Source organism: Streptococcus sanguinis (genome assembly GCF_020729725.1).
GTDB classification, from domain to species: domain Bacteria; phylum Bacillota; class Bacilli; order Lactobacillales; family Streptococcaceae; genus Streptococcus; species Streptococcus sanguinis_V.
This window is the reverse complement of record NZ_JAJEPA010000021.1, coordinates 97225-119956: the sequence shown is the minus strand read 5'-3', so window position 1 is coordinate 119956 and position 22732 is coordinate 97225. Positions and strand designations below refer to the sequence as shown.

Annotated in this window: 27 protein-coding genes and 1 pseudogene; 3 read left to right on the top strand and 25 right to left on the bottom strand. The window is 44.5% G+C overall.

Going from position 1 to position 22732, the window contains the following annotated elements; all coding sequences use genetic code 11:
- Positions 1–6: 6 nt before the first annotated feature.
- From K4I03_RS10745 to K4I03_RS10640, 22 genes are all read right to left on the bottom strand, one after another.
- Positions 7–702: a Wzz/FepE/Etk N-terminal domain-containing protein gene (locus tag K4I03_RS10745; protein ID WP_002894051.1), complete on the bottom strand. Its 696-nt coding sequence runs from the start codon at positions 700–702 to the stop codon at positions 7–9.
- Positions 703–709: 7 nt separating this feature from the next.
- Positions 710–1441 (bottom strand): capsular polysaccharide biosynthesis protein Cps4B, encoded by a 732-nt coding sequence (gene cps4B, locus K4I03_RS10740; protein ID WP_227965270.1) that lies wholly within the window; start codon positions 1439–1441, stop codon positions 710–712.
- Positions 1438–2910, bottom strand: coding sequence for an LCP family glycopolymer transferase CpsA (gene cpsA, locus K4I03_RS10735; protein WP_457853178.1), 1473 nt, complete (start codon positions 2908–2910; stop codon positions 1438–1440). The genes cps4B and cpsA overlap by 4 nt, the downstream gene beginning before the upstream one ends.
- Before the next feature lie 241 nt (positions 2911–3151).
- Positions 3152–3751, bottom strand: coding sequence for an anaerobic ribonucleoside-triphosphate reductase activating protein (gene nrdG / locus K4I03_RS10730; RefSeq protein ID WP_227965265.1), 600 nt, complete (start codon positions 3749–3751; stop codon positions 3152–3154).
- Positions 3717–4262, bottom strand: coding sequence for a GNAT family N-acetyltransferase (locus K4I03_RS10725; protein ID WP_227965264.1), 546 nt, complete (start codon positions 4260–4262; stop codon positions 3717–3719). Before K4I03_RS10725 ends, nrdG begins: the two co-directional genes overlap by 35 nt.
- A gap of 9 nt (positions 4263–4271) precedes the next feature.
- Positions 4272–4778 carry a GNAT family N-acetyltransferase gene (locus K4I03_RS10720; RefSeq protein ID WP_227965263.1) on the bottom strand — a complete coding sequence of 169 codons (507 nt, stop codon included), beginning with the start codon at positions 4776–4778 and terminating at the stop codon, positions 4272–4274.
- A gap of 9 nt (positions 4779–4787) precedes the next feature.
- Complete coding sequence (locus K4I03_RS10715; RefSeq protein ID WP_227965262.1) at positions 4788–5285, bottom strand: GNAT family N-acetyltransferase; 498 nt, start codon at positions 5283–5285, stop codon at positions 4788–4790.
- A 52-nt stretch (positions 5286–5337) separates the two neighbouring features.
- The gene (locus K4I03_RS10710) at positions 5338–5478 is read right to left on the bottom strand and encodes a hypothetical protein (RefSeq protein ID WP_002894059.1); all 141 of its coding nucleotides are present in this window, start codon (positions 5476–5478) and stop codon (positions 5338–5340) included.
- 1 nt (position 5479) lies between these two features.
- Positions 5480–7675 carry an anaerobic ribonucleoside-triphosphate reductase gene (nrdD, locus tag K4I03_RS10705; RefSeq protein ID WP_227965571.1) on the bottom strand — a complete coding sequence of 732 codons (2196 nt, stop codon included), beginning with the start codon at positions 7673–7675 and terminating at the stop codon, positions 5480–5482.
- Between the two features lie 220 nt (positions 7676–7895).
- Positions 7896–9443, bottom strand: a complete 1548-nt coding sequence (locus K4I03_RS10700; protein WP_227965261.1) for a heme transporter CcmD — start codon at positions 9441–9443, stop codon at positions 7896–7898.
- Between the two features lie 38 nt (positions 9444–9481).
- Positions 9482–9625, bottom strand: a complete 144-nt coding sequence (locus tag K4I03_RS10695) for a hypothetical protein (protein WP_002931878.1) — start codon at positions 9623–9625, stop codon at positions 9482–9484.
- Positions 9626–9801: 176 nt separating this feature from the next.
- A complete protein-coding gene (gene cls / locus K4I03_RS10690) occupies positions 9802–11337 on the bottom strand; it encodes a cardiolipin synthase (protein WP_227965253.1) in 1536 nt (511 codons plus the stop codon).
- A gap of 194 nt (positions 11338–11531) precedes the next feature.
- Positions 11532–12011, bottom strand: coding sequence for an SP_0198 family lipoprotein (locus K4I03_RS10685; protein ID WP_002908510.1), 480 nt, complete (start codon positions 12009–12011; stop codon positions 11532–11534).
- Positions 12012–12068: 57 nt separating this feature from the next.
- Positions 12069–13301, bottom strand: a complete 1233-nt coding sequence (locus tag K4I03_RS10680) for a bifunctional folylpolyglutamate synthase/dihydrofolate synthase (RefSeq protein ID WP_032908256.1) — start codon at positions 13299–13301, stop codon at positions 12069–12071.
- Between the two features lie 181 nt (positions 13302–13482).
- Positions 13483–13794 (bottom strand): DUF1292 domain-containing protein, encoded by a 312-nt coding sequence (locus K4I03_RS10675; RefSeq protein ID WP_002894073.1) that lies wholly within the window; start codon positions 13792–13794, stop codon positions 13483–13485.
- A 24-nt stretch (positions 13795–13818) separates the two neighbouring features.
- Positions 13819–14238, bottom strand: coding sequence for a Holliday junction resolvase RuvX (gene ruvX, locus K4I03_RS10670; RefSeq protein WP_002894074.1), 420 nt, complete (start codon positions 14236–14238; stop codon positions 13819–13821).
- The gene (locus tag K4I03_RS10665; protein ID WP_002894075.1) at positions 14238–14504 is read right to left on the bottom strand and encodes an IreB family regulatory phosphoprotein; all 267 of its coding nucleotides are present in this window, start codon (positions 14502–14504) and stop codon (positions 14238–14240) included. Before K4I03_RS10665 ends, ruvX begins: the two co-directional genes overlap by 1 nt.
- Before the next feature lie 177 nt (positions 14505–14681).
- Complete coding sequence (locus K4I03_RS10660; RefSeq protein ID WP_227965251.1) at positions 14682–15224, bottom strand: hypothetical protein; 543 nt, start codon at positions 15222–15224, stop codon at positions 14682–14684.
- A gap of 105 nt (positions 15225–15329) precedes the next feature.
- The gene (locus K4I03_RS10655; RefSeq protein ID WP_227965248.1) at positions 15330–15902 is read right to left on the bottom strand and encodes an SP0191 family lipoprotein; all 573 of its coding nucleotides are present in this window, start codon (positions 15900–15902) and stop codon (positions 15330–15332) included.
- 135 nt (positions 15903–16037) lie between these two features.
- A complete protein-coding gene (spx, locus tag K4I03_RS10650; protein WP_002894078.1) occupies positions 16038–16436 on the bottom strand; it encodes a transcriptional regulator Spx in 399 nt (132 codons plus the stop codon).
- 85 nt (positions 16437–16521) lie between these two features.
- Positions 16522–17670, bottom strand: a complete 1149-nt coding sequence (gene recA / locus K4I03_RS10645; protein WP_002911438.1) for a recombinase RecA — start codon at positions 17668–17670, stop codon at positions 16522–16524.
- A 58-nt stretch (positions 17671–17728) separates the two neighbouring features.
- Entirely contained in the window at positions 17729–18985 is a 1257-nt protein-coding gene (locus K4I03_RS10640; RefSeq protein ID WP_227965246.1) for a competence/damage-inducible protein A, read from the bottom strand.
- A gap of 270 nt (positions 18986–19255) precedes the next feature.
- Here K4I03_RS10640 and K4I03_RS10635 point away from each other — a divergent pair, with 270 nt between their 5' ends.
- Positions 19256–19666, top strand: a complete 411-nt coding sequence (locus K4I03_RS10635; RefSeq protein ID WP_227965245.1) for a helix-turn-helix domain-containing protein — start codon at positions 19256–19258, stop codon at positions 19664–19666.
- Between the two features lie 50 nt (positions 19667–19716).
- Here K4I03_RS10635 and K4I03_RS10630 read toward each other — a convergent pair.
- The 3 genes and pseudogenes from K4I03_RS10630 to ruvA all read right to left on the bottom strand — a co-directional run bounded on the left by K4I03_RS10630 (position 19717) and on the right by ruvA (position 21535).
- Positions 19717–20376 (bottom strand): annotated as a pseudogene (locus K4I03_RS10630) (CPBP family intramembrane glutamic endopeptidase).
- A gap of 4 nt (positions 20377–20380) precedes the next feature.
- Positions 20381–20935: a DNA-3-methyladenine glycosylase I gene (locus K4I03_RS10625; protein WP_227965241.1), complete on the bottom strand. Its 555-nt coding sequence runs from the start codon at positions 20933–20935 to the stop codon at positions 20381–20383.
- Positions 20936–20944: 9 nt separating this feature from the next.
- Positions 20945–21535, bottom strand: coding sequence for a Holliday junction branch migration protein RuvA (ruvA, locus tag K4I03_RS10620; RefSeq protein WP_227965239.1), 591 nt, complete (start codon positions 21533–21535; stop codon positions 20945–20947).
- Between the two features lie 169 nt (positions 21536–21704).
- Here ruvA and K4I03_RS10615 point away from each other — a divergent pair, with 169 nt between their 5' ends.
- A complete protein-coding gene (locus K4I03_RS10615; RefSeq protein ID WP_227965237.1) occupies positions 21705–22211 on the top strand; it encodes a helix-turn-helix domain-containing protein in 507 nt (168 codons plus the stop codon).
- On the top strand, positions 22195–22716 hold the full coding sequence (locus K4I03_RS10610; RefSeq protein WP_227965234.1) for an RDD family protein: 522 nt from the start codon (positions 22195–22197) through the stop codon (positions 22714–22716). Before K4I03_RS10615 ends, K4I03_RS10610 begins: the two co-directional genes overlap by 17 nt.
- The last annotated feature ends 16 nt before the right edge of the window (positions 22717–22732 follow it).

The window sequence follows — 22732 nt, the reverse complement described above, 5'->3', positions numbered from 1 at the left end:
TCTCCCTTACATTCTGTTCATATCTGGGATAACGCCCAATAGCGTCAAGCCCATGACTTCTTCAATGTCCTCTGGCTTCTTCACCCGATCATCCAAGATTTCTACCGCGATGATAAAGATCGACATCAGGACACTGCCCCCTAAAAATCCTAAGATAACATTACGCCGAATATTTGGTGAAGAAGGCTCTGCTGGGACTGTTGCTTCTTCCAAAGTTGTCACATCAGAAACTTTTGTCACTTCGATGATTTTCTCAGCAGCGATATTACGGAAGGCATTGGCAATGCGAGCCGCTTCCTCTGGATTGTCATCCTTAACTGTAATCGAAACGATACGAGTATCCGCCGGAACGGAAACGGTGATGTGACGCGTCAGCTCTCTTGGTGACGTTTGCAGTTTCAACTCACTAATTGCCTGTGACAGAACCGCCTGTGACAGAATGATTTCCTTAAAGTCCTTAACGAGGTAAGACCCTGCCTGCAGGTCCTGATTGGTCAAAGCTGCCTGCGTTTCGTTCTGACGACTGACCACATAGATGCGTGTGGTACTCTGATACATTTTCTTAGCAATAAAGACGCTGTAGCCAAAAGCCAGCAAAGAAAAGAGCACCGCTCCCAATACGATGGTAAATTTCTTCAGCCATAAGGCTCTCAGCAAGGACAGAATATCGATTTCTACGATTTGCTTTTCTTGTTTTTCCATTTTTCCCCTAAATCAATTCATTTTTCAATAATAATGCTTGGTTACCGCCAAAGAGGGCCTCTGCCCGGCGGGAACCGTATTTCTTAGCTACGATGTCAAAGGCCTCCTTCATAAAGGGCGGTCTCTGACTTAGATTGTGCATGTCGCTGGCAACAAAGTGGACCAAGTCCTTCTCCAAAAAGAACTGAGCCCGTTTTTTCATAAATTTATGCGAGTCTCCAAGCAGCTTAGGCTTTAGAACACTGGAGCTATTAATCTGAGTATAGCAGCCCATATTAATGAGTTCCTGTACCTTCTTTTCATCATTTTCCAGGCAGTGATAGCGCTCGATATGAGCCACGACTGGGGTTAGACCTAAGCGCAGAATCTGAGCCAAGCCTTTATGAATGTCCTTATAGGGCGTCGCCATGCTAAACTCAATCAGCACATAGCGTGTGCCAGCTAGACTGGGGAAAATCCCCTTTTCCAACTTATACGCCACATCACTGGTGTAGTAAATCTCTGCCCCATAGAGAACCGTCAAGTCAGGCGCCACAAGCTCTGCCAGTTCTTTTACCATTTTAAAGTTAGAGCTAATGGTATGTTCAGGCGTTTCAAACATGCCCTTTCTGCGATGAGAAGTAGAGATAATAGTCCGAACTCCCTGTCGATAGCTTTCTTCCAGCAGTTTTTTGGAATCCTCAAAATTCTTAGGACCATCGTCCACATCAAAGATAATATGAGAATGGATATCAATCATGGTGTTTTCCCTTCCATTAGCTGCTGAATCGCTGCCTTAGCATTATCAAGGCTTTCCGGTTGGATTTCCATCATATAGAGATTGGAATCTGGCATAGCATAGGATGGTAGATCCATGCGGCCATTTCCGCTGATAGCTTGTGACTGAACTTGATAGCTTCCACCTGACTCCAGCTGGGTATTGACCAGATTCATAAGAACAGGCAGCTCCATATTGGTCTGGATAGAATCCTGCAAGCCAGAAATAATCTCATTGTAGTTCTTCAAAGCACTGGTTGAAGTCAGCTTTTTAATGACTGCTTCGATAACCTTTTCTTGATTTTTTCCGCGGTCATTGTCGCCCCCCTGAAGAGAGTAACGCTCGCGAACAAAGCCAAGTGCCTGATCTGAGTTCATATGGACTTTCCCTACTGGGAAATGATGATTGCCGTGTCGGCTGGTAAATTCTTGGTCATTTTCAACATCAATCCCTCCCAGCAGGTCTACCAGCTTAAGGAAGGAAGTAAAGTTCAGACGAACGTAGTAGTCAATGCGAATACCGTAAAGATTTTCCAGCGTGTGGACAGAGGCGTCCACGCCATAAATCCCAGCGTGGGTCAGCTTGTCCATCTGCCCAGCTCCTCCATCTGCAATCGCCACATAAGAATCACGAGGAGTTGTAGTCAAGAGGACTTTCTTGGTCTTGCGATTGACCGTCATGATGATATTGACATCTGAGCGAGAGACAGATGAAATCGAGCCATAAGTGTCAATACCGCTGACATAGATATTGAAGACATCCGCATTGGCATCATCCCTGCGCTTGCCGGTCTCTACTTGACGGGTAATTTTATAAGTATAGATTTTCTTTATCTTTGAAGCATAGTCAGCATCGTGAGAAGCCAGCATATCTCCAAACGAGCTATTGAGGGCAATGGCCTCGGTCTCTTGATTGATGAGAGCCTTGTAAGCTGCGATATAAGACGAGCTGTTTTCCACTGTGAGTTCTGTCTTTTTAGTCTTCTTGATGTGGTCCAGAAGAGCCATTACATTGTCCTTGTCTCCATTTTCAGTCGGAGCTGTCAGCTTCTTCAGCTGAGTCACATCTGATTTGTCGCTGTCCGCCCGGACATAAACGGCCATTTCAATTTCAGAGTAATTTGAGGTGGAGTTCACACCTCTAGATAAGTCCATCAGCTCCTTGACCCCGTACATAGCTCCTGAGGATACCAGCAGAGTCACAAGCAAAAGTAAGGTTGTCAGGACTTTGAACTTATTTTTCCATACAAAGAAGGCTGCCAGTAAAATAACAGCCGCCAAAAGAGCAGACAAAATAAGGTTCAGGTGATGAAACGCCAGAACATTATTTTTAAATATAGAAAAAACAAGCAAACCTGAAACCAAGCTTACCAATGTCAGTAAAGCTGCATTAAAGAGCCTAAGCTTCTTCCCCTTTTTAGAAGCAGGCACATTTCTCCTATGTTGATTCATAATTCTCCCTTTTTCTCCCCTGAGATATAAATACATTTTATTATATCATAAATGCATTATGATACACTAAAATATTTAAAAATATTTTAGTTTTTTCCAAAATTTGTTGACAAAAAAGGACAGTCTGTATTAATTTTCGGTAAATTCTTTCTTCTCTCTCGAAAAACCGATATTTTATACTGTTTTTGAAAACAGAAAAAAAGAGGTAAAACCTCTTTTATATCAGTATTCTACTTAGTTTTTAAAGCATCTTATCCCTGTCAACTTGCTCATAGGCCTGGAGGCCATCATTCAGCTTATCCCAGATGACTACTTGGCCTGACTGAAGGGATTTCTGCACATCAATGATGCGCTGATTGGAGGAACCGCGGAACTGCAGCATGAGATTCTTCTTGCTAAGGTCAAAACGGCCGTCCACTAGAATGTCAATCAAACTCAGCAGCTCCAGCTTATCCTCCGTTTCCAGCATCATCTCCTCCCAGGTGTAGCCCGTCCAGGACCAGATATCCTTGTCTGGAAGCTCTCTCCGAATCCGCTTGACCAAGGGCAGGAGAATGCCTGTATTGAGAAAAGGCTCGCCGCCTAGGAGGGTCAGCCCCTGCACATAGGGTTCCGCCAAGTCTTTCATAATCTGATCCTCCAACTCTTGGGTATAAGGAATGCCAGCGTTAAAAGACCAGGTTGCTGCATTATAGCAGCCCTCACAGTGAAACATACAGCCACTGACATAGAGGGAGTTGCGGACACCTTCGCCATCCACAAAGTTAAAAGCCTTATAGTCAATGATTCTCCCCTTGCTCAGCTCCTCACTTTTCCATTCTTGAGGTTTGGGATTGTTCATCTTCATCCTCCAATTCAATCCAGTAGCGCTGACTTCTGTCGATTGTATTTTCATAAACACCGCCAGCAGAGAGAATCGTGCGGCGGCTGGCTTCGTTGTCTTCATCGCAGGTAATCAGCACTCGTTCTAATCCTTGCTTTCTAGCTTCTGCCAGCCCTAACTCTAGCTGCAACTTGGCCAAGCCCTTTCTGCGTTGACTGGGGCGGATAGAATAGCCGATATGCCCACCCTCCACAAATAATTTGTCATTCAAGGATAGGCGCAGGGCTAAAAACCCCAGAGGCAAGCCAGTCTCATCAAAGGATAAAAATTTGATGGCAGGAACCCAACCTGCTGGCAGGTTGGCAGCATCCTCCTGCTGCTCTACAATCTTTAACCAATCCTCATAATCCTTTGCTCGTTTCCAAGCGGAGCCCATGCCACCGTGCATATAGGATTTTGCAGCATCGAACTCAGCAATCATCTCTAAAATTGCGTCTTTATCTTCCAAAGTTGGTCTTCTTAGCTCCATGTTCCCTCCTTAATTGACATCAATCCAGTAACGCTGACTTCTGTCGATTGTATTTTCATAAACACCGCCAGCAGAGAGAATGGTGCGGCGGCTGGCTTCGTTGTCTTCATCGCAGGTAATCAGCACTCGTTCTAATCCTTGCTTTCGAGCCTCTGATAGTCCTAACTCTAGCTGCAACTTGGCTAAGCCCTTCCTGCGTTGACTGGGGCGGATAGAATAGCCAATATGCCCACCCTCCACAAATAATTTCTCATTTAAGGATAGGCGTAGGGCTAAAAACCCCAGAGGCAAGCCAGTCTCATCAAAGGATAAAAATTGAATGGCAGGAACCCAACCTGCTGGCAAGTTTGCCACATCTTCCTGTCGTCTCACCATTTGTAACCAATCCTCATAATCCTTTGCTCGTTTCCAAGTGGAGCCCATGCCACCGTGCATATAGGATTTTGCTGCATCGAACTCAGCAATCATCTCTAAAATCGCATCTTTATCTTCCAAAGTTGGTCTTCTTAGCTCCATGCTCCCTCCTTAATCGACATCAATCCAGTAACGCTCTTTCCCGCCTCGAATATCCTCTAAAGCTCCGCCATTCGCCAGAATCACTGCTCGACTGGCAGCATTATCACAATCGCAAGTCACTAGGACTCGTCTAATATTTTTACTTTTGGCTACTTGCAAGCCTTGTCGCAGCTGCTCTTTTGCCAATCCTTTCCCACGCGCAGAGGGACGGATACTATAACCGATATGCCCGCCTTCTTGGAGCAAATGGTCATTGAGCCGTAAGCGCAGATTGAGAAAACCCACAGCCTGACCATCCGCAGCAAAAGAGATTAGTTGGATGTAAGGTACAAAACCTTGCGACAAGCCTAGACCTGCCTCAGCTAGCTGAATAGTTTCCAGCCAATCCTCGTAGACAAAACCCGCTCCGCCAAAGAAGCCATCCTGTCGGCTACCAGCTGCTTCAAAGTCAGCCAGCATCTCTAAAATCTTTTCCTTGTCTTCTAGCTTCGGTCGTCTCAGTTCCATACTTCCTCCTGATACGAAGAGAGTGAGACCGCCTTGCGCCCCACTCTGACTTCTATTGTTTCTTGTTCTTTTCTAAAAATTGCTGACGCAGTTTGGCTAATCGCTCTTTCTTACCGCTGCCACCCTGCGAATGTTTTTCATGGAAACGCTGCACCTGAGCCTTTCCTTTGTCATCCAATTGATACTTTCCCATCTTAATTTCCTTCGTACTTAATAGTCGAGCCATTCATGTGCTTAACCCGAGCTGATATTTCCTTGTGACGGCCATTGACCATTGGGCGGGCTTGCGGATTTCCTAAGTAGCCGCAGGTCCGCTTGACCACATCGACCGTCTTGGGATCGCTGTTGCCGCAGTTTGGACAGGTGAAGCCCCGCTCGGTCGGCGTAAAATCTCCCTCAAAGTTACACTTGTAACAGCGGTCAATCGGTGTATTTGTACCTAAGTAACCAACTCGGTCATAGGCATAGTCCCAGACCGCTTCCAGTGCCTTTGGATTTTGCTGAAGAACAGGATATTCACAGTAATGGATAAAGCCGCCTGAAGCACCCACTTCAGGATAAATCTTCTCAAAGTCCAGCTTTTCAAAAGGAGTTGGATTCTTGCGCACATCGTAGTGGAAGGAGTTAGTATAGTATTCCTTGTCAGTAATATCTGGAACGACGCCAAACTTCTCTGTGTCCAAACGGCAGAAACGGTCGGTCAGACTTTCAGATGGTGTTGAGTAGACAGAGAAATGATAGTTATACTGATCTGACCACTCTTGCACCCGGCGCTTCATATCTTTGACAATAGCAACTGTAAAGTCCTTGGCTTCAGGATTGGTCTCCCAATTACCGCCGTAAAAGACTGCTGCTACTTCATACAGACCGATATAGCCTAGGGAAACCGTGGCACGACGGTGAGTAAAGAGCTGATCCACCTGATCATACTTGCCCAGACGTTGGCCAAAAGCCCCATACTGATAGAGAATCGGTGCATTGGCTGGACTGGCTTCCTTGGTCCGCTCCACTCGGTAGACTAAAGCATCTTCAGCGATGTTCATCCGCTCATTAAAGAGTTCCCAGAATTTATCCAAATCCCCCTCGGATTCAAGCGCAATCCGTGGCAGATTGACAGTAACAACTCCTAGATTCATACGGCCGGAGTTGACTTCCTGACCATTTTCATCCTTCCAGCCCTGCAGGAAAGAACGGCAACCCATCGGCACCTTGAAAGATCCAGTTAAGTCGATAATCTTGTCATAGGAAAGGACATCTGGATACATTCGCTTGGTGGCACACTCCAGAGCCAGTTCTTTGATGTCATAGTTAGGCGTTCCTGGCTCAAGATTAAGCCCGCGCTTAAGGGTGAAAATCAGCTTAGGGAAAATCGCTGTGCGGTGCTCGCTTCCCAGTCCCTTGATACGGATATTGAGAATGGCTTTCTGAATTTCCCGCTCAAAACGATTGGTTCCCAGACCAAATCCCAGCGAAGTAAAAGGAGTCTGACCATTAGAGGTAAAGAGGGTATTGATCTCATACTCTAGCGACTGCATGGCATCGTAGATGTCCTTCTTGGTCTTTGCCCAGGCGTATTCTTCCTGCTTATCCGGCAAAACCCATTGCTCCGCATCCTTGAGGTGCTTTTGATAATTAAGCTCAGCATAAGGCGCCAAGACTTCATCAATCCGATCGGCTGAGCAGCCACCGTACTGGCTGGAAGCTACATTGGCAATGATTTGCGAGATTTGCGCTGTCGCAGTCTGAATAGACTTGGGACTTTCTACTTCTGCATTCCCAATCTTGAAGCCATTTTTCAGCATGCCGTCAAAGTCAATCAGACAGCAGTTCGTCATCGGCGTATAAGGGCTGTAGTCCAAGTCATGGTAGTGGATGTCCCCCTTCTGGTGGGCATTGGCCACATGAGGCGGCAGCATCTTAAGACCGATGGATTTGCCGACAATCCCAGCCGTCAAATCCCGTTGGGTATTGAAGACATCGCTGTCCTTATTGGCATTCTCGTTGACCACCGTACGATCTTTGTTGAGAAGCTTGTCAATGGTAAAGTTGATATCAGTCGCTTTTGAGCGCTCAAAATCCCTTTGGGTGCGGTAAGTGATGTAGTTCTCTGCAATGGCATATTCCTTGGCATTCAAAAGCTCATGCTCAACGATGTTCTGAATCTCATAGATTTTGACATACTTAGCGAAGCGACTGCTGATTTCTGCCACAATACGGTCTGTGATAGCTTCCAGCTTGGCTTCCTGCATTGGATTCAGCGGACCGACTTCCTGAGCTGCCCGCACCATAGCCTTATAGATCTTTGACACATCAAAAGCCACTCTGCGGCCGTCCCGCTTCTCCACATAAATCGCTGGAGCAGTTTCAAACTTCTCTTCCCTTAAAATCATCATGAACACTTCCTTTTCTCTGCCCTTAGGACAAATCAAGTCTCTTTAAACCTATCGCTTGCGAAGAAATTTCCAAGAAATCTCCGACAGCAGTTCATCCAAAGAACAGTATTTTATCAATAAGTCGATACAAGACTCATTATAGCACGTTAAAATTAAAAATCAATATGTTGTGGCAAAAAAGTCATTTTTTCTTTTTATACACAACATATTGATTTTACTACTTAAGTTGATAAAGCTTGAAATGGTCGAGTTTGAGGTCAGCTTCCTTGTAATTTTGGGAAATTAGCTGCTTCACATCTGACAGCAGTTTGACATCATTGTTGACCAAAATATACTTGGGCTGGCTGTTTTCCAGTCCATTCTGAAGACCCAAACGATTTTCAGCTGTTTCCACATACAAAGTTGGAGACAAGAGAGAAACAGCTGATAGGCGTCCGCTCTTTTGATACAGACTAGCCGAGGTATCCCAAGCATAGATAGTGTCCCCGTCCTTGGTCTTTTCCTTAATATACTGAGCCGCCTCACTTCTTTCAGCAGAGACACCGCTGGAAAGGATATACTCATTCACCAAAGGATAACCAATCAGATAAAAAATGGCTAAGAGTGGCAGAAAGAACTGGCCTGAGAGATAAGAAGTCCACATCGTAGGGCGACGACGATTCCGACGATGACGCCCTGATTCCTGCTGCTTGCCTTTATTGAACCACAAAGCAAAAAGAATCATGGCAAAAGGCAGAGCAGGAAGCAGTTGATAGCTGCCCTGATCTGGCAGGATAAAAGCCGCAAAGACAGTAATGAAGAGCCCTAGCAAGCCGATAAAGCGCAAGACGCGCAGGCTGGTTGCCTGCCCCTTTTCTCTTGAAAAGAGATTGGCACCCAAAGCAGAAATGAAACCTAGACCGACCGTCAGCAAGCCATAATAAATCAAATTAGAAAGACTATGACTGCCAATTAAGCTGATGGAATCCCAAGCATAGGTCACCTGACTGATAGCCTGGCCAAAGGTTTGATTGGCAACAGTAAAGTAGCCGATAGGATAAAAAATCACTGAGAAGCCAAAGAGACCAGCTAAAAGCTGATAAAAGCCTCGAGCCGCACGCTTGGCTGCGATATTGTAGACCAAAAGCACTAGAGCAGTCAAAGAATAGAAGACTAGGCTGGAAACCGGATCAATCATAAAAGCAAGAGCTCCGAAAGCTCCATATAGAATGAACTTTTCATCCTTGATTGAATCCTGCAAATAGCGCACCAAAAAAGATAGATTCCAAAAAATAAAGGGCAGAACAAAAATACTAGAGTAAAGACCGCCAAATCCAAGGGCAAAGACTAGCAGGTAAAAGAGCAGCAAGAGACTGCGTGATAGATCCTGTTTAGGTTGTAAGAGCACCAAGGTCTTGTGCAGGAAAAGTCCAGCCAGCCACAGAGCCAGCGTCTGAAAGACCATCCACAAAAGCTGGCCAAAAGCCAGACTGCTGGTCCAAGCCATCAGATAGTAAAGCAGACCACTAGTCCCATATATTTGCGAATAAGGCACTTGCCCCTGAGTCATGGCCCAGCCGGCGTAGAGATTCTGACTTTGTAAATTCGTTGCTAGGTTGGTCAAAAAAGGATTGACCACACTCAGCAGGCTGATAGCCAAACTACACAAGAGCGTCAAAAAATAGGGCGTAGGCTCTGGCTTGGTAATTTTTTGCTCAGACCTTTCAGCCCTAGTCAGCTGCTCCTCTGAAACCTCTAAAACTTTTTCTTCCGTTGTATCATGCATATAAAATATTCTCCTTGATATCAGTCCCATCTAGTATATCAAATTCCTGTCCTCCTGTCAGCTTTCTCTTGCCCCTTCTTCTGAGTATTATAGCTTCTAGCCAGCTCCTCCAATTCCCGAAAACAGCGATATTCTCTCGTTTCATAAGCAAGCGGCTGACTGGAAATTTTCTCCATTATCATCTTAAAAAATTCCTTTATTTTTTACATTCGTAAAAACAGAGCAAAAATCCGTCCCCATATAAAAGCAAAAATAACAAGAACACATCTCAGCACGATTAGCAAAAGCACAAACAAAAATCTGAGACTTCCGCCTCAGATTTTCTGTATATTTCTGCAGAACTTACCCTCCTCCGGCATTAGAGCATAGGGGCAAAGAGCTGCATGATTTCTTTGATAAGGCGACGATACCAGCTGCTATCAAGATTTTCAGGAAGAATTTCCTCAGAAGCTTCAAAAATGGCTTCAAAATCTTCCTTGATAGCTGGGATACTCTCCGTATGGTACATCAGAACTGCATTTTCATAATGGTGCACCAGACTGCGGTAGTCAAAATTAATCGTCCCTACCACAGCAAATTCATCATCAGCCACCACGTTCTTACTGTGGATAAACCCTGGTGTGTACTCAAAGATCTTAACCCCTGCTTCCATCAGATCCGGATAGGCTCCGCGGGTAACAATCTGAATCAGCTTCTTGTCCGGAATGAAAGGAGTCACGATGCGGACATCCACTCCCCGCATAGCAGCATTCTTGATATCCTCCGTCAGGTCATAGTCAATAATCAGATAAGGCGTGGTAATGTAGACATAGTCCGTAGCCTGACTGATGATATTTTGATAAACTGTTTTGCCAACCTGACCCTTATAAATGGGCTTAGGCCCGCTGCCATAGGGAATGTAAAGCCCTTTGCCTCCGACAGCTTTATTTTCCAGATGGTACTTGTCAAAGTCTGTGATTTCCCCGCGGTTGATGTACCAGTTCATGAGAAAGAGCCGCGTCAGAGCCTTGACTGCCCGACCTTCCAAGCGCACACCACCATCTTTCCAGTGGCCAAAACGGACGATATGATTGATATACTCGTCAGCCAGATTGATACCGCCAGTGTAGCCGACTTGACCGTCAATGACCAAAATCTTGCGGTGGTCACGGTTGTTATAGGATACCGTCATCCGCGGAATCACCTTGTTAAACTTATAAGCCTCGATGCCCATCTTGCGCAGCTTACGCGTATAATCACCAGGCAAAGTGGCCATGCAGCCAATATCATCATAGAGCAGCTTGACTTCAACGCCCTGAGCGGCTTTTTCGACCAAGATTTCCAGAACACTGTCCCACATCAGCCCTTCATCAATGATATAAAATTCCAGAAAAATGAATTTCTCAGCAGCCCGCAGATCAGCCAGCATGGACTCAAACATCTCCTCTCCGATAGGAAAATAACGAGAAGCTGTACCGTCATAGACATCCGCATTATTGTCCATACTCAGCAGTGATTTGATAATACCGTAGGCTGACTTGTTTTCCTTTTTCAGCTGAACACGGAGTTCATAGCTATTGTCCTCTCGAAATTTCATAGAGTCCATATTTTCCAGCTGAATCATTTCCTTTTTAGACAACCGTCGCTCACCAAACATCAGATAGAGTAGGAAGCCAAATACGGGTACCACAGCAATCAGGAGCCAAGTCACCTTACTCTCAGGCGGCATATTGCGGTTGACAATCGCTAAAATAGTCCCAATATACAGGAAAACAATCATCGCCACTGACAGCCAGTTGGGTGCAATCTCATTAAAATAGAAGAACGCAACAAAGACAAAGGCTAGCTCCAGCAGCATAATAATGATGCTGAAACCGTATTTTGACATTAATAAGCGGAATTTCCTGAAAGTCATACACTCTCCTATCTCATTGCATATATTCTAGTATAGCAGTAAAACTGCCTTAAAACAACGTTTATATCAATGCAAACTGTATTTCTGATTGATAAAAATCTAAGTACAGCTTTTGAATACTACTATCCTCTAAGTCGCACTGCAAGATTACAACTGATAAAAGGAAAAGCCCTATTCAAGACAGGGCTCTTTCATCATTGTTTCGTAAAGACCAGTGTGTCATCATCATAAGGTTCTTGGGAAAGATCCTCAATTGTCAGCTGATTGCCCTCAATGCGATAGCGCTTGACATCATCTCCGATGATCATGGTCTGGTTGGTAGCATCAATCTGAACCTGTTCAATTTCCTGCTCACCATCCGACTCGACCTTAGTCAGCTGGCCAGTAGTTCCTGAAATCTGCAAGGTCAGCTGATCGCCTTCATGGCTTGTCTGATAGCTGCCATCCAGCTCGCCATTGGCTACTTGCTCGGAAGAGGATGCAGAAGCAGATGAGCTGCTATTGGCCGCACTAGACGTGCTAGCTACTGACGAAGACTCTGCTGGCTTGCTGGAAGCGGCTGACTGAGACTGAGAGGAAGGTGCCGTCTGGTTCTGATTAGAACCGCAAGCTGTCAAGGCCAAAACAGCCGCAGCAGTTAGACCCGAAAAGATTAACTTTTTAGAAATTGCCATAGTATTCTCCTTTTTCTTCTGTCTTTATTGTACCAAAGCAAGACTCTGGCGGTCAATTTATAAACTTGTCAAATAAGCTCTGACTTCCGCAATAAAATAGAGGGACCCCGTAATGAAAAGCAGCTGATTATCGTTTTGCCTCTCCTGAAAATTCTGAATAAGCTGCCGATAATCCTCTATGTATAAGAAGCCTTCCGCTTCAGCTTGACCAAGGGAATCTCCATCAGAAAAGGAAGTAACTGTCATCTGAACATTTGGCAGAGCCTCTCGCAGATAAGACAGCATAGCGCTATAGTCCTTACGCTTGAGAGCACCGAAAAGAAGCAAGCACTCTTTGTCATTCTGGCTCTGGATAAACTCCACTAACCTTTCCAGTGCAGGAAGATTATGGGCCCCATCAAGATAAATACCTGGGCTGACTTCTTCCAAACGCCCTGCCCAGCGAGTCTCCTGCAAGCCCGTTCGAATCCTAGCAGAATCTACGTCCCTGCCTTGCTGCTGCATGAAGAGCAGAAAAGCCTGCAGAGCCAGCGCTGCATTTTCCTCCTGATAGGCTCCCTTGAGTCCCAGTTCAAGATTGGATAGGGTCATAGTCGAATTAGAAAAAGTCTGATTCGTCAGAGAAAAATCGCGACCATACTGATAGAGTTCTATTCCCAGCTCCTGAGCTCGCTGCTCACAAACCAAGCGCGCCTCCTCTGGTAGCGGCCCGATGACCGCTGGCCGCCCCAGCTTGAAAATCCCTGCCTTTTGCTCCGCAATCGCCGTCAAGCTCCTTCCCAGAGTCTCCTGATGGTCCAAGCCTACGGAGCTGATGGCCGCAATATCTCCCGTAATGACATTAGTCGTGTCCAAGAGTCCGCCAATCCCTACCTCAATCAAGGCTAGGTCCACTTCCTGCTCCTTGAAATAGAGAAAGGCAATCAAGGTCAGAATTTCAAAATAGGACAGTTGGTCATGGCTTTTGAGCAGTTCTTGCTCCATCTTTTGCACCTCTTGACCCAGACGGATAAAATCAGCTGGAGCAATCGGTTGACCGTTAATACAAATCCGATCGTGAATACTAATCATATGAGGCGAGGTAAAACTCCCTGTCTTGCGACCATGCCCCGCAAACAGCCGACGCATGAAAGCAATAGTAGAGCCTTTGCCATTTGTACCAGTTACATGAATCGTTGGAAAACTCTGCTCAGGATTTCCCAAAAGAGCTACAGCCTGCTGCATCCGCCCCAGACCCGAACGAAAGTTTAGACCAATTCGGCTGTTCAGCCATTCTTCAATTTCATTCATTTTCTTACCCAAAAAAGAGCAGCGAAGCAGAATTCAAATCTGAATTGCAACTCGCTCCTCTTTCTAATCTTTATGATACGAGATGGAAAATAGCCAAGCCTTGGCTACTTCCTTCATTTGTCAAGTTCAGCTAGCTTTTCGCCTGCACTTGTCCATTTCTGGAAGCGAGGCTAGACCAGTCTTACTCTTCCATAAAGCTGTTGAAGACTTCTTCAATCATATCCCATTCAGCATCTGAGTCCTCTGGGATTGGCTGCAGGTCGCCTTCCGTACCGTCTTCATTTTCGGTAAAGGAATAAGCTTGAATCTCTACTTCACCGTTCTCATCTTCTTCCGCATTGGCCGGAATCAAAAGAACATAATTCTTGCCAAACTCTTCCTTACCGTCAATGGTCAAAAGAATTTCAAATAAAGTTTCGTTCCCTTGCTCGTCAACCAAGGTGATTAATTCACGCTCTTCATGCTCGTGGTCATGGTTATGATCATGTGTCATACTAGTGTCTCCTTCATTTCTTTTCTAAAAATTTCGATCCAGATAATTCTGCAAAATCAGCTGCGCCGCCAGCTTATCAATAACTTTCTTACGCTTGCTACGGCTAATGTCCGCCTGCTCCACCAGCATGCGCTCAGCAGCCACCGTCGTCAAACGCTCATCCTGATAATCAACCGGCAGACCAAACAGCTCAGAAACCCGCTGGCCATAAGCCTGGCTGGCCTCCACTCGAGGGCCGCTGGTATTGTTCATATTCTTAGGCAGACCAATAACAAACTTATCAACCTTGTACTCTTTAACCAGCTCACCCAAGCGCTCTAGGCCGAATTCGCCCTTTTCTTCATGAATCGGAATAATCTCCAGTCCTTGAGCCGTAAAACCAAGAGGATCACTAATGGCAACCCCAACCGTTTTCGAGCCCACATCTAATCCCATAATTCTCATTAGAGATCGACGCCTTGTCCTTTCAAATAATAACGAACTAACTCCTCAACAATCTCATCGCGCTCATATTTGCGGATTTGATTGCGAGCATTGTTATAGCGAGGTACGTACGCAGGATCACCACTGAGTACGTATCCCACGATTTGATTGATTGGATTGTATCCTTTTTCATTGAGCGACTTGTAGACATCGGTCAAAGTCTCGCTAATTTCCTTTTTATTTGAATCATCGAGATTAAAACGTACTGTTTCATCTGTAAATCCCACAATTACACCCTCTTTCTTTAGAATATCCCTATTATAGCATAATTATAGGCTTTTCACAAATTTAATTCACCTGAATTTCCCTAATTTTTCAATAAGCTTTAGCTAATATTTATCCGAAGTCTGACTCTGAAATCCAGCAAAAATCCAGCTCTCTTCAGAGAACTGGATGAAAATTTCCTAATTTGAAGCGGGCACTTCCACGCCGTCGCTTCCCTTAAACTTATTCAGCAATTCTTCTGGAGTCAGGGTCTCAATCTGCTCAAACAGCTGCGCGTAGTTTGGAAGCTTTTTGGCTGCTTCGTAGTCTAGATTCTCCGGGTCGATAGTCATCTCCAGAGAAATCTCTTCCGCTGTCATATCTGTTTTCAAGTCAAGACCGGTGATATTCACCGCCTCTTTCAGACCCAGTGCTTCCTCGATCAAAGACAGCATTTCCTTCTTTACAGTGGAAACATCCTGTTTTGACAGAGCTTCCTTGATGTTGTCAGGAATAGCCTTGCTGACATGCAGGATAACCTTCTCATACTTCTGTCCGCTGTAGCTGACGGTTAAGATTCTGGTTTCTTTTCCATGTTCTAATTGCTTCTCAGTTTTATAGGACTTAGTGACAATATCTCCTTTTCCAGCCCCTCCCTGTGAGGATGAACTGTTATTTGACTGCTGACTGCAAGCTGTTAAGATTGCCAGAGCTGCCAGCAAAAAGACAATTATTTTTCTCATGTCTTATCTCCTTCAATATTGAGCTGATTTTATCATATCATTATAAAAACGGCGCTGTCAAACTGATTGTCACTCTGTCATTAAAATGTAATAAAAAAGAGCAGCTTATTTCTGCTCTTCTGCTCCATTCATCAGGAGATTGTTGATATATTCTTCTGGCGTCAGCTTAATCATTTCTTTGAGCTTGAGATTTTGAAAATAAGGCATAGCCGCTGCTTTTTCGATATCCAAACTCTCAAAGTCATAAGTGGAAGTCATTTTCAGCTCGTTCTCATTCAAAATTGTCACTGAACCACTGAAGCCTTGAAGTCCACGAGCCTGCACATAGTCTGCATCCTGCTCCAGTGACTCATTGAGCGCCTTCTGCGCTTCCTCCAGCCCCATCTGCTTGATAGCTTCTTTCATCTCATCATCAGTCGCAGTCAGCCTTTCGACGACCAAGCGTTTGAAATGCTCTCCCTGATAAGTCACTGTCTGGCTCTGCTGGTTTCCTCGTTCATCCTTTGGAAAAATAAGTGTCCGAGTAATCACTTCCTGCTGCTTGGCATTATCAATGATAGGCAGATTATTGCTGATTTCTTTCTTGTCAGCCGCATTCGAATTCGTCTCTGTCTTTTTATGTCCACAGCCTGCTAACAGCACCACACTCAATCCCAGTCCTAATAAAATTTTCTTCATTTTCCATCCTCCTCAGAGATATTGTATCACAGTTCTGCTCCTTGTCAATCCATCCAGTCGCCAAAGCCCTCTGTCAACCTAAACAAAAAGAAGAGCCGAGATTCTCTTCCCGACTCTTTCAGTTATATTCAAAGATTAAAGAGCTGCCCGCAGACGAGCTTCTGCATTTTCAACATTGCGAACAGAACGTGGCAGAAAAGCACGGATATCATCTTCTTTGTAACCAACTTGGAGACGTTTATCATCCACTAAGATAGGACTTTTCAAAATACGCGGGGTCTCCATGATGATGTCAAGAACTTCGTTGACACTTAATTCCTCAATGTCAACACCCAAACCTTTAGCATAGCGGTTTTTTGATGAAACAATGCTCGCGATACCATTTTCTGTTTTGGTTAAAATATCCAGAAGTTCCTCTTTGGTGATGCCTTCTTTGCCTAAATTTTGTTCTTTATAAGTTAATTGATGAGCGTTTAGCCAGGTTTTTGCTTTTTTACAACTAGTACAACTTGAGACAGTATAGATTGTGATCATGTAAGTACTCCTTTCGCTACACGATACTAATATCGTAGTCTATTATATCACAAAAACCATCGGTCTTGCGACCTATTTTGCAAAATTACTCTTCAATTTCGATGGCATCGTCCAAATCCAGAGTCACTTCTTCCATCGTTTCCACAGGACTGTCAGCCTTGTTGCCAACCACTTCTGCCAAGTCATCGCCTTCAATCAAACCATAGCGTACACGAACCTGACGATCAATTTCGTCAAAGACTTCTGGATGATCAGCCAAGTACTTCTTAGCATTTTCAGAACCTTGGCCAATTTTTTCATCATTGTAGGAGTACCAAGCACCAGCTTTTTTGATGATATCCAAATCAGTCGCAATCTTAATCAGCTCACCTGTCTTAGAAATACCTTCCCCGTACATGATTTCCACAAAGGCTTCCTTGAATGGCGGAGCTACCTTATTTTTAACAACCTTAATCTTGGTTTCTTTACCAACATTGGTATCCTTTTCATCACCAGTTCCCTTGATTTGAGTATTACCACGGACATCCAGACGGACAGAAGCATAGAACTTCAGTGCACGTCCACCTGGTGTTGTTTCAGGATTACCAAACATAACGCCAACTTTTTCGCGCAGCTGGTTAATGAAAATCGCAATCGTCTTCGTTTTGTTGATAGAAGCAGACAGTTTGCGCATAGCCTGGCTCATCATCCGAGCCTGCAAGCCGACATGGCTATCACCGATATCGCCATCGATTTCCGCACGCGGTACAAGGGCTGCAACTGAGTCCACAACCACCAAGTCTACCGCACCTGAGTCAATCAGCTTGCCAGCAATTTCCAGTCCCTGTTCTCCAGAATCAGGTTGGGACAGCAGCAACTCATCAATATTGACACCCAGAGCAGCCGCGTATGACGGATCCAAAGCATGCTCAGCATCGATAAAGGCTGCGATACCACCTTCTTTTTGCGCTTGAGCAACTGCGTGAAGAGCAACGGTTGTCTTACCAGAAGACTCCGGACCGTAGATTTCAATGATACGTCCCTTAGGATAACCACCGGCACCAAGGGCAATATCCAAGGCCAAAGAGCCAGAGCTCATGACTTGAACCTTTTGCTCTGCCCGCTCGCCAAGACGCATAATGGCTCCCTTACCAAAATCCTTTTCAATATTTTTAAGAGCATTATCCAAGGCTTTTTGGCGCTCATCACCGAATTTCTTTGAGATTTCATCTAATTTTTTTTGTTTCTTTGCCATTTATTTCTCCTGTTTTTTCTAAAATGTCTTTTGGCCATCTTCGTCATTATACCAAAAATCAGCTATTTAATAAAGTTTTTCGTACTAGGTTGAAGGCGTGCAGAACAGCAATTTTCCGCACATCACGCCGACTGCGCCCAGCAATATTGACCTTAATAGTTTCCGTTCCAGCAGCACAAGCTAAGCCGATAAAAACAGTCCCTGCTGGATGGCCTTCCAGTGAATCTGGGCCTGCCACACCTGTCAGACTGACAGCTAGGTCACTTTCGGTCAGCTTTCTAGCCTGCTCTGCCATTTTCCCAGCCGTAAAAGCGGAAACGACACCGTGCTTCTCCAGGTCTCCCAACGGAATATCCAGCATCCGGCTCTTTTCCTCCATGCTGTAGGTGACAAAGCCACCTGAAAAAATGGAAGAGGCTCCAGCAAAATCAGCCAAGGTCGCCTGAAAGAGCCCTGCTGTCAGACTCTCCGCCGCCGAAATCGTCTTTCCTTGACTCTTCAGCAACTCAAAAGCCACCTGTGCCAAGGAATTGTCATCCCCGTAACCATAGAAAATCTCTGACAGTGACTGTCCCTCAAAAGTCTTATGGGACAAAATTTCCTTTTCCACAGCCTCAAACTTGGTATCGGCTTCTGCCTGACTCAGAGCCTTGGTGGACAGTCGCAGGGTAACTTCCCCTGTCTTTGCATAAGGAGCAATGGTGGGGTCACTCTGCTGCTCAATCATCTCTGACAAAATAGTCACTAGCTGACTCTCGCCGATACCAAAGAAGCGCAGCACCCGTGAATACAATTTCTGGCCTGTGGATAAGAGGGGAACCAGCTCGTTATTGACCATGGGTTTGAGCTCACTAGGCGGGCCAGGCAGGACTACATAGGTCACTCCGTCTGCTTCTAACAAGCCTCCGACAGCTAAGCCGGTCGCATTTGGTAACGGAGCCGAGCCTTCAACCAGCTGGGCCTGACGCTCATTATTGGGAGTTCGAGCATAATCTGGTCGACTAGCAAAAAAGCGATCCAGCTTTTCCACAGCCTGTGAGTCAAAAATGAGCTCACGTCCTAAGAACTTAGCCAAGGTCTGCTTGGTCAAATCATCCTCTGTTGGCCCCAAGCCTCCTGTTAGGATAATCAGATTACTGCGCCCTTGAGCAATTTCTAGAACAGAGAGGAGACGATTTTCATTGTCCCCCACAGCTGTCTGAAAATAGACATCAATCCCCAGACTCGCCAGTTTTTCAGATAAAAATTGGGCATTAGTATTGACAATCTGACCCGTCAGAATCTCAGTGCCCACAGCAATAATTTCTGCTTTCATAGAACCTCCTACCTTACTATTCGGAATTGGCTTTATTTTATCACAAAAAATCTTAAAAAAGTTGATTTTCATTTCAGGAAATAAAAAGAGCTGTCAAGCTCCTTGACAAACTTGTCAACATGCTGTGGGAAACTTTTAAGAATGACTGGTGTTATGCAGAATAACTAGATTGTTAGGTAAATGCTATTGGCAAATGGTTTCATTATTTTTATAATAAAGATGAAAAAAGGAAATCATCTAAATACTTTTATTTGAAGAAAGGAGATCATCATGAAAATTTCACAAGTTCTCAAAGACATTCGTCAACAACATCAACTCACTCAGGAGGCTTTGGCAGAAAGGCTCAAGGTTTCCCGCTCCGCCATTGCCCGTTGGGAAAGCGAAAAAGGTATCCCTGATATTGGAAATCTCATCGCTATCAGTCGGGAGTTCGATATCAGTCTGGACACGCTCATCAAGGAGGATGAGCGCTTGGAGAAAAAGGTCATCGAAGATAGCAAGGCCAAGAAATGGCATTATTTAGTCATTTTCTATCTCTTCTCCGTTTTGGTTGAGATTGCTATTTTTGCCTATTTGCATCATATCTTTATGGCTGGCTTCCTCATCTCCACCCTCTTTATGCTTTTCTATGAATTACGCATCTTTATCAAGGAAAAGATTTGGATGCAGAAAGGAGAGTAAGGATATAAAGAAAATAACAAAAAGCCTAGAGGTCCGGAACTTCTAGGTTTTCATTTGTTTATAGACAATAAGGTAATGATGAAAGCAATGATATTGTTACAACAATGGAGGGTAATTGGATACCAGATATTCTTATCCTTTTTAAGATACAACAAAGAGTAAAGCAAGCCTCCGCCAAGATAAGATATTGCCGTCACCCACTCTGACAAGGCCCAGCTGTGCATATGGAGAGTAGAAAATAGCAAAGTCGTTAAAACAATACCAATAAAATCGGAGAATTTTGTCAAGAAAGTACCCAAGAAGAATCGACGAAAAAAGAGCTCTTCAACAACTGGCCCAATAAAACAGCCCACAATTAAGAAAAGATAAGGATTTTCTAAAAGTGCAACTTGAATACGAGCATCATTCTGTCCCTGCAGTGGCAGTCCTAGTACCTGTTTAATGACACCCGAAAGCAGGTTGCTAGCAATTGTCAAGAGAAAAATAAGTACCATATACAAGGAGATTGTTTTAATAAACTCTTTCCTCTGAGGCAAAAGCAACCTGAACTTCTCCCGCAATTCCTCCCTATAAGCTAAAATCCCCAAAACAAACAAAAGGAAATATACTGGATAATTCAGCCATTTTTGTCCAATAAGCTACAAACCTCTGCCTATAAATAGAATGGTATATAGAGAAATAAAAATGAGCTGGAATTTTCTTGTTTTCATTGTTCTACTTCCAGTCACAATCATTTTCATGGTCATTGATAAGGCCAGCTGCTTCTAGGAATGAATAGACACAAACGGGACCGACAAATTTGAAGCCTTGCTTTTTCAGCGCCTTGAACATAGTTTCTGACAGCTCTGTCTTAGTAGGTGCTTCCTTGTAGTTCAAAACTTCATTGTCAATCATTTTGAAATCTACAAAGGACCAGATATAATCATTAAAAGAGCCAAACTGCTTTTGAACAGCCAAAAAAGCTTGGGCATTGGCTCTGGTTGCATAGATTTTCATCTTATTACGGATGATATCAGGATTATTTAAAAGACTATCCAGGTCAGCATCCGTCATCTGAGCAACTTTCTGGGCATCATAGAAATGAAAGGCTGCCCGAAAAGCCTGGCGTTTATTGAGAATGGTCTCCCAAGAAAGTCCGGCCTGATAGGTCTCCATGCAGAGCAATTCAAATAATTTCTGATCATCATGGAGGGGCTTGCCCCACTCCTCATCATGATAGGCCACATACAAGGGGTTGTTCATTTTTACCCAGCCGCAGCGTTTGGTCATAGCTTTCTCCTATTTCACCAACATCTTAAGAGCAGACTTGATATAGTTTTCTGCTGTATCCGTCGTTCCTTCAAAGAATTTCTTGATTTTCTTGAGCTCAGCAGCTTTGTAGCCCAGAGCCAGCATGGCTTCCATGGCTTCCTCCAGCTCCTGATTATACGCAGTCTGGACAGGCGCCTTGCTTTCTGACGGACCATCTGCCGCCACTACCTTGCCTTCCAAGTCCAGCACCATCTGCTGGGCTGTTTTCTTGCCAATCTTAGGAAACTTGGTCAGGTAGGTGATGTTTTTTTGCTCAATAGCTTGTACCAAGCCAGCATTATCATCCGCCGCAATAATTGCCAGGGCAGACACTGGGCCGATACCTGAAACTGAAATCAAGCTAAGAAAGAGTTGTTTCTCCTCCTCGGTCGCAAAGCCATACAGCAGCTCCGCGTCTTCTCTCACCACCTGGTGGACATAAACCTTGGCTTCCTGATGGAGAAGCCCTGAGTAAGCATAAGGATTGGCTACATGAAGAATATAGCCGATAGAGTTGACTTCCAACACAATGTACTTGGCTGTGATTTTACTGATAATTCCTTTAAAATATTCGTACATAATTTTCCTTCTTTTTATATCATTTTGCCTATCTAGTATATCATATTTTCTGTCTGGAAACTGCAAACAGAAGTGCAACCGGTGGTTGACAAAATGTACAGGAAGCTGTATTCTCAAGATAACTAAAAGCTGTTAGGATAGAGTTAGCAAAGAAAAGGAGGCTGCGATTATGAAACTCGCTGATAAATTATTTGAACTAAGAAAAGAAAAAGGCTGGTCACAAGAAAAACTGGCTGAACAGATCAATGTCTCTCGCCAGAGCATTTCCAAGTGGGAGTCTGGCCAAGCACTGCCAGAACTCGAAAAAGTTGTAGAGCTGAGCAAGATTTTCCAGGTGACGACAGATTATCTGCTTTTAGAAGACAGCGATAAGCCGGAAATAAAACCCATTCTCTCAGAAGACGAAAAAGATCGCTACTACAAGGAAGTAAAATCTTATGGCTTCTGGCAAGTTCTATATATTTTTGTATCAGCTCTGGCTATCTTTCTCTTTTTCGCAGGTTCTAGCTTTCCAGCAACATTCACTGCGCTGGTATGGTTGATCTTCTTCCTCTTAATCGCATCAGCAATGGCTATTAACAAGGCGCTAAAGATTAAGAAAAAGTATCTGGACAAGGTTATAGGCCTTGATGAGGATTCTAAAAAAGAAGGTGCTAAAGATGAAACTAAAAACTGACAATCCCATACCTATCAAAACTCGTCTGAAAGAGCTGATTGGAGACTGGCTCTTCATCTCAGGCTACCTCATTGCTCTTTTTTTACTAGCTATGGGCTTTTACAATCTGGTTCTAGGAGGCATTCCTGTATTCACTGAAGCCCAGAGCCAGCTTCTGGCTTTTTCTACCTCCGTTCTTCCTCTAACTATCATCTTTGCTTGGCTAGACTATAGAAAAGGAAGTGTTGGCAAGCGTTGGGCAGGTTTACAGTTGGTTTACAAGCATAGGAGCTTTGCCCACAGCCTTTTGCGCTCTGCTATCAAGTTTTTCCCTTGGCAGCTAGGACATATGGGAACTATCCGTAGTGCTTATCAAGCAGATGCTCTGTCAATTTTCTTGTCAACTTCAGCAGGGATTCTCTTCCTGATCTTTCTGCTGATGGGACTGCTTCGCAAGGACAAACGTCATCCAGCTGATTTGCTTACTGGAACACAGGTTCAGCTCAAAAATTCAAAACAGCTCTAGTTCTATGACTAGGGCT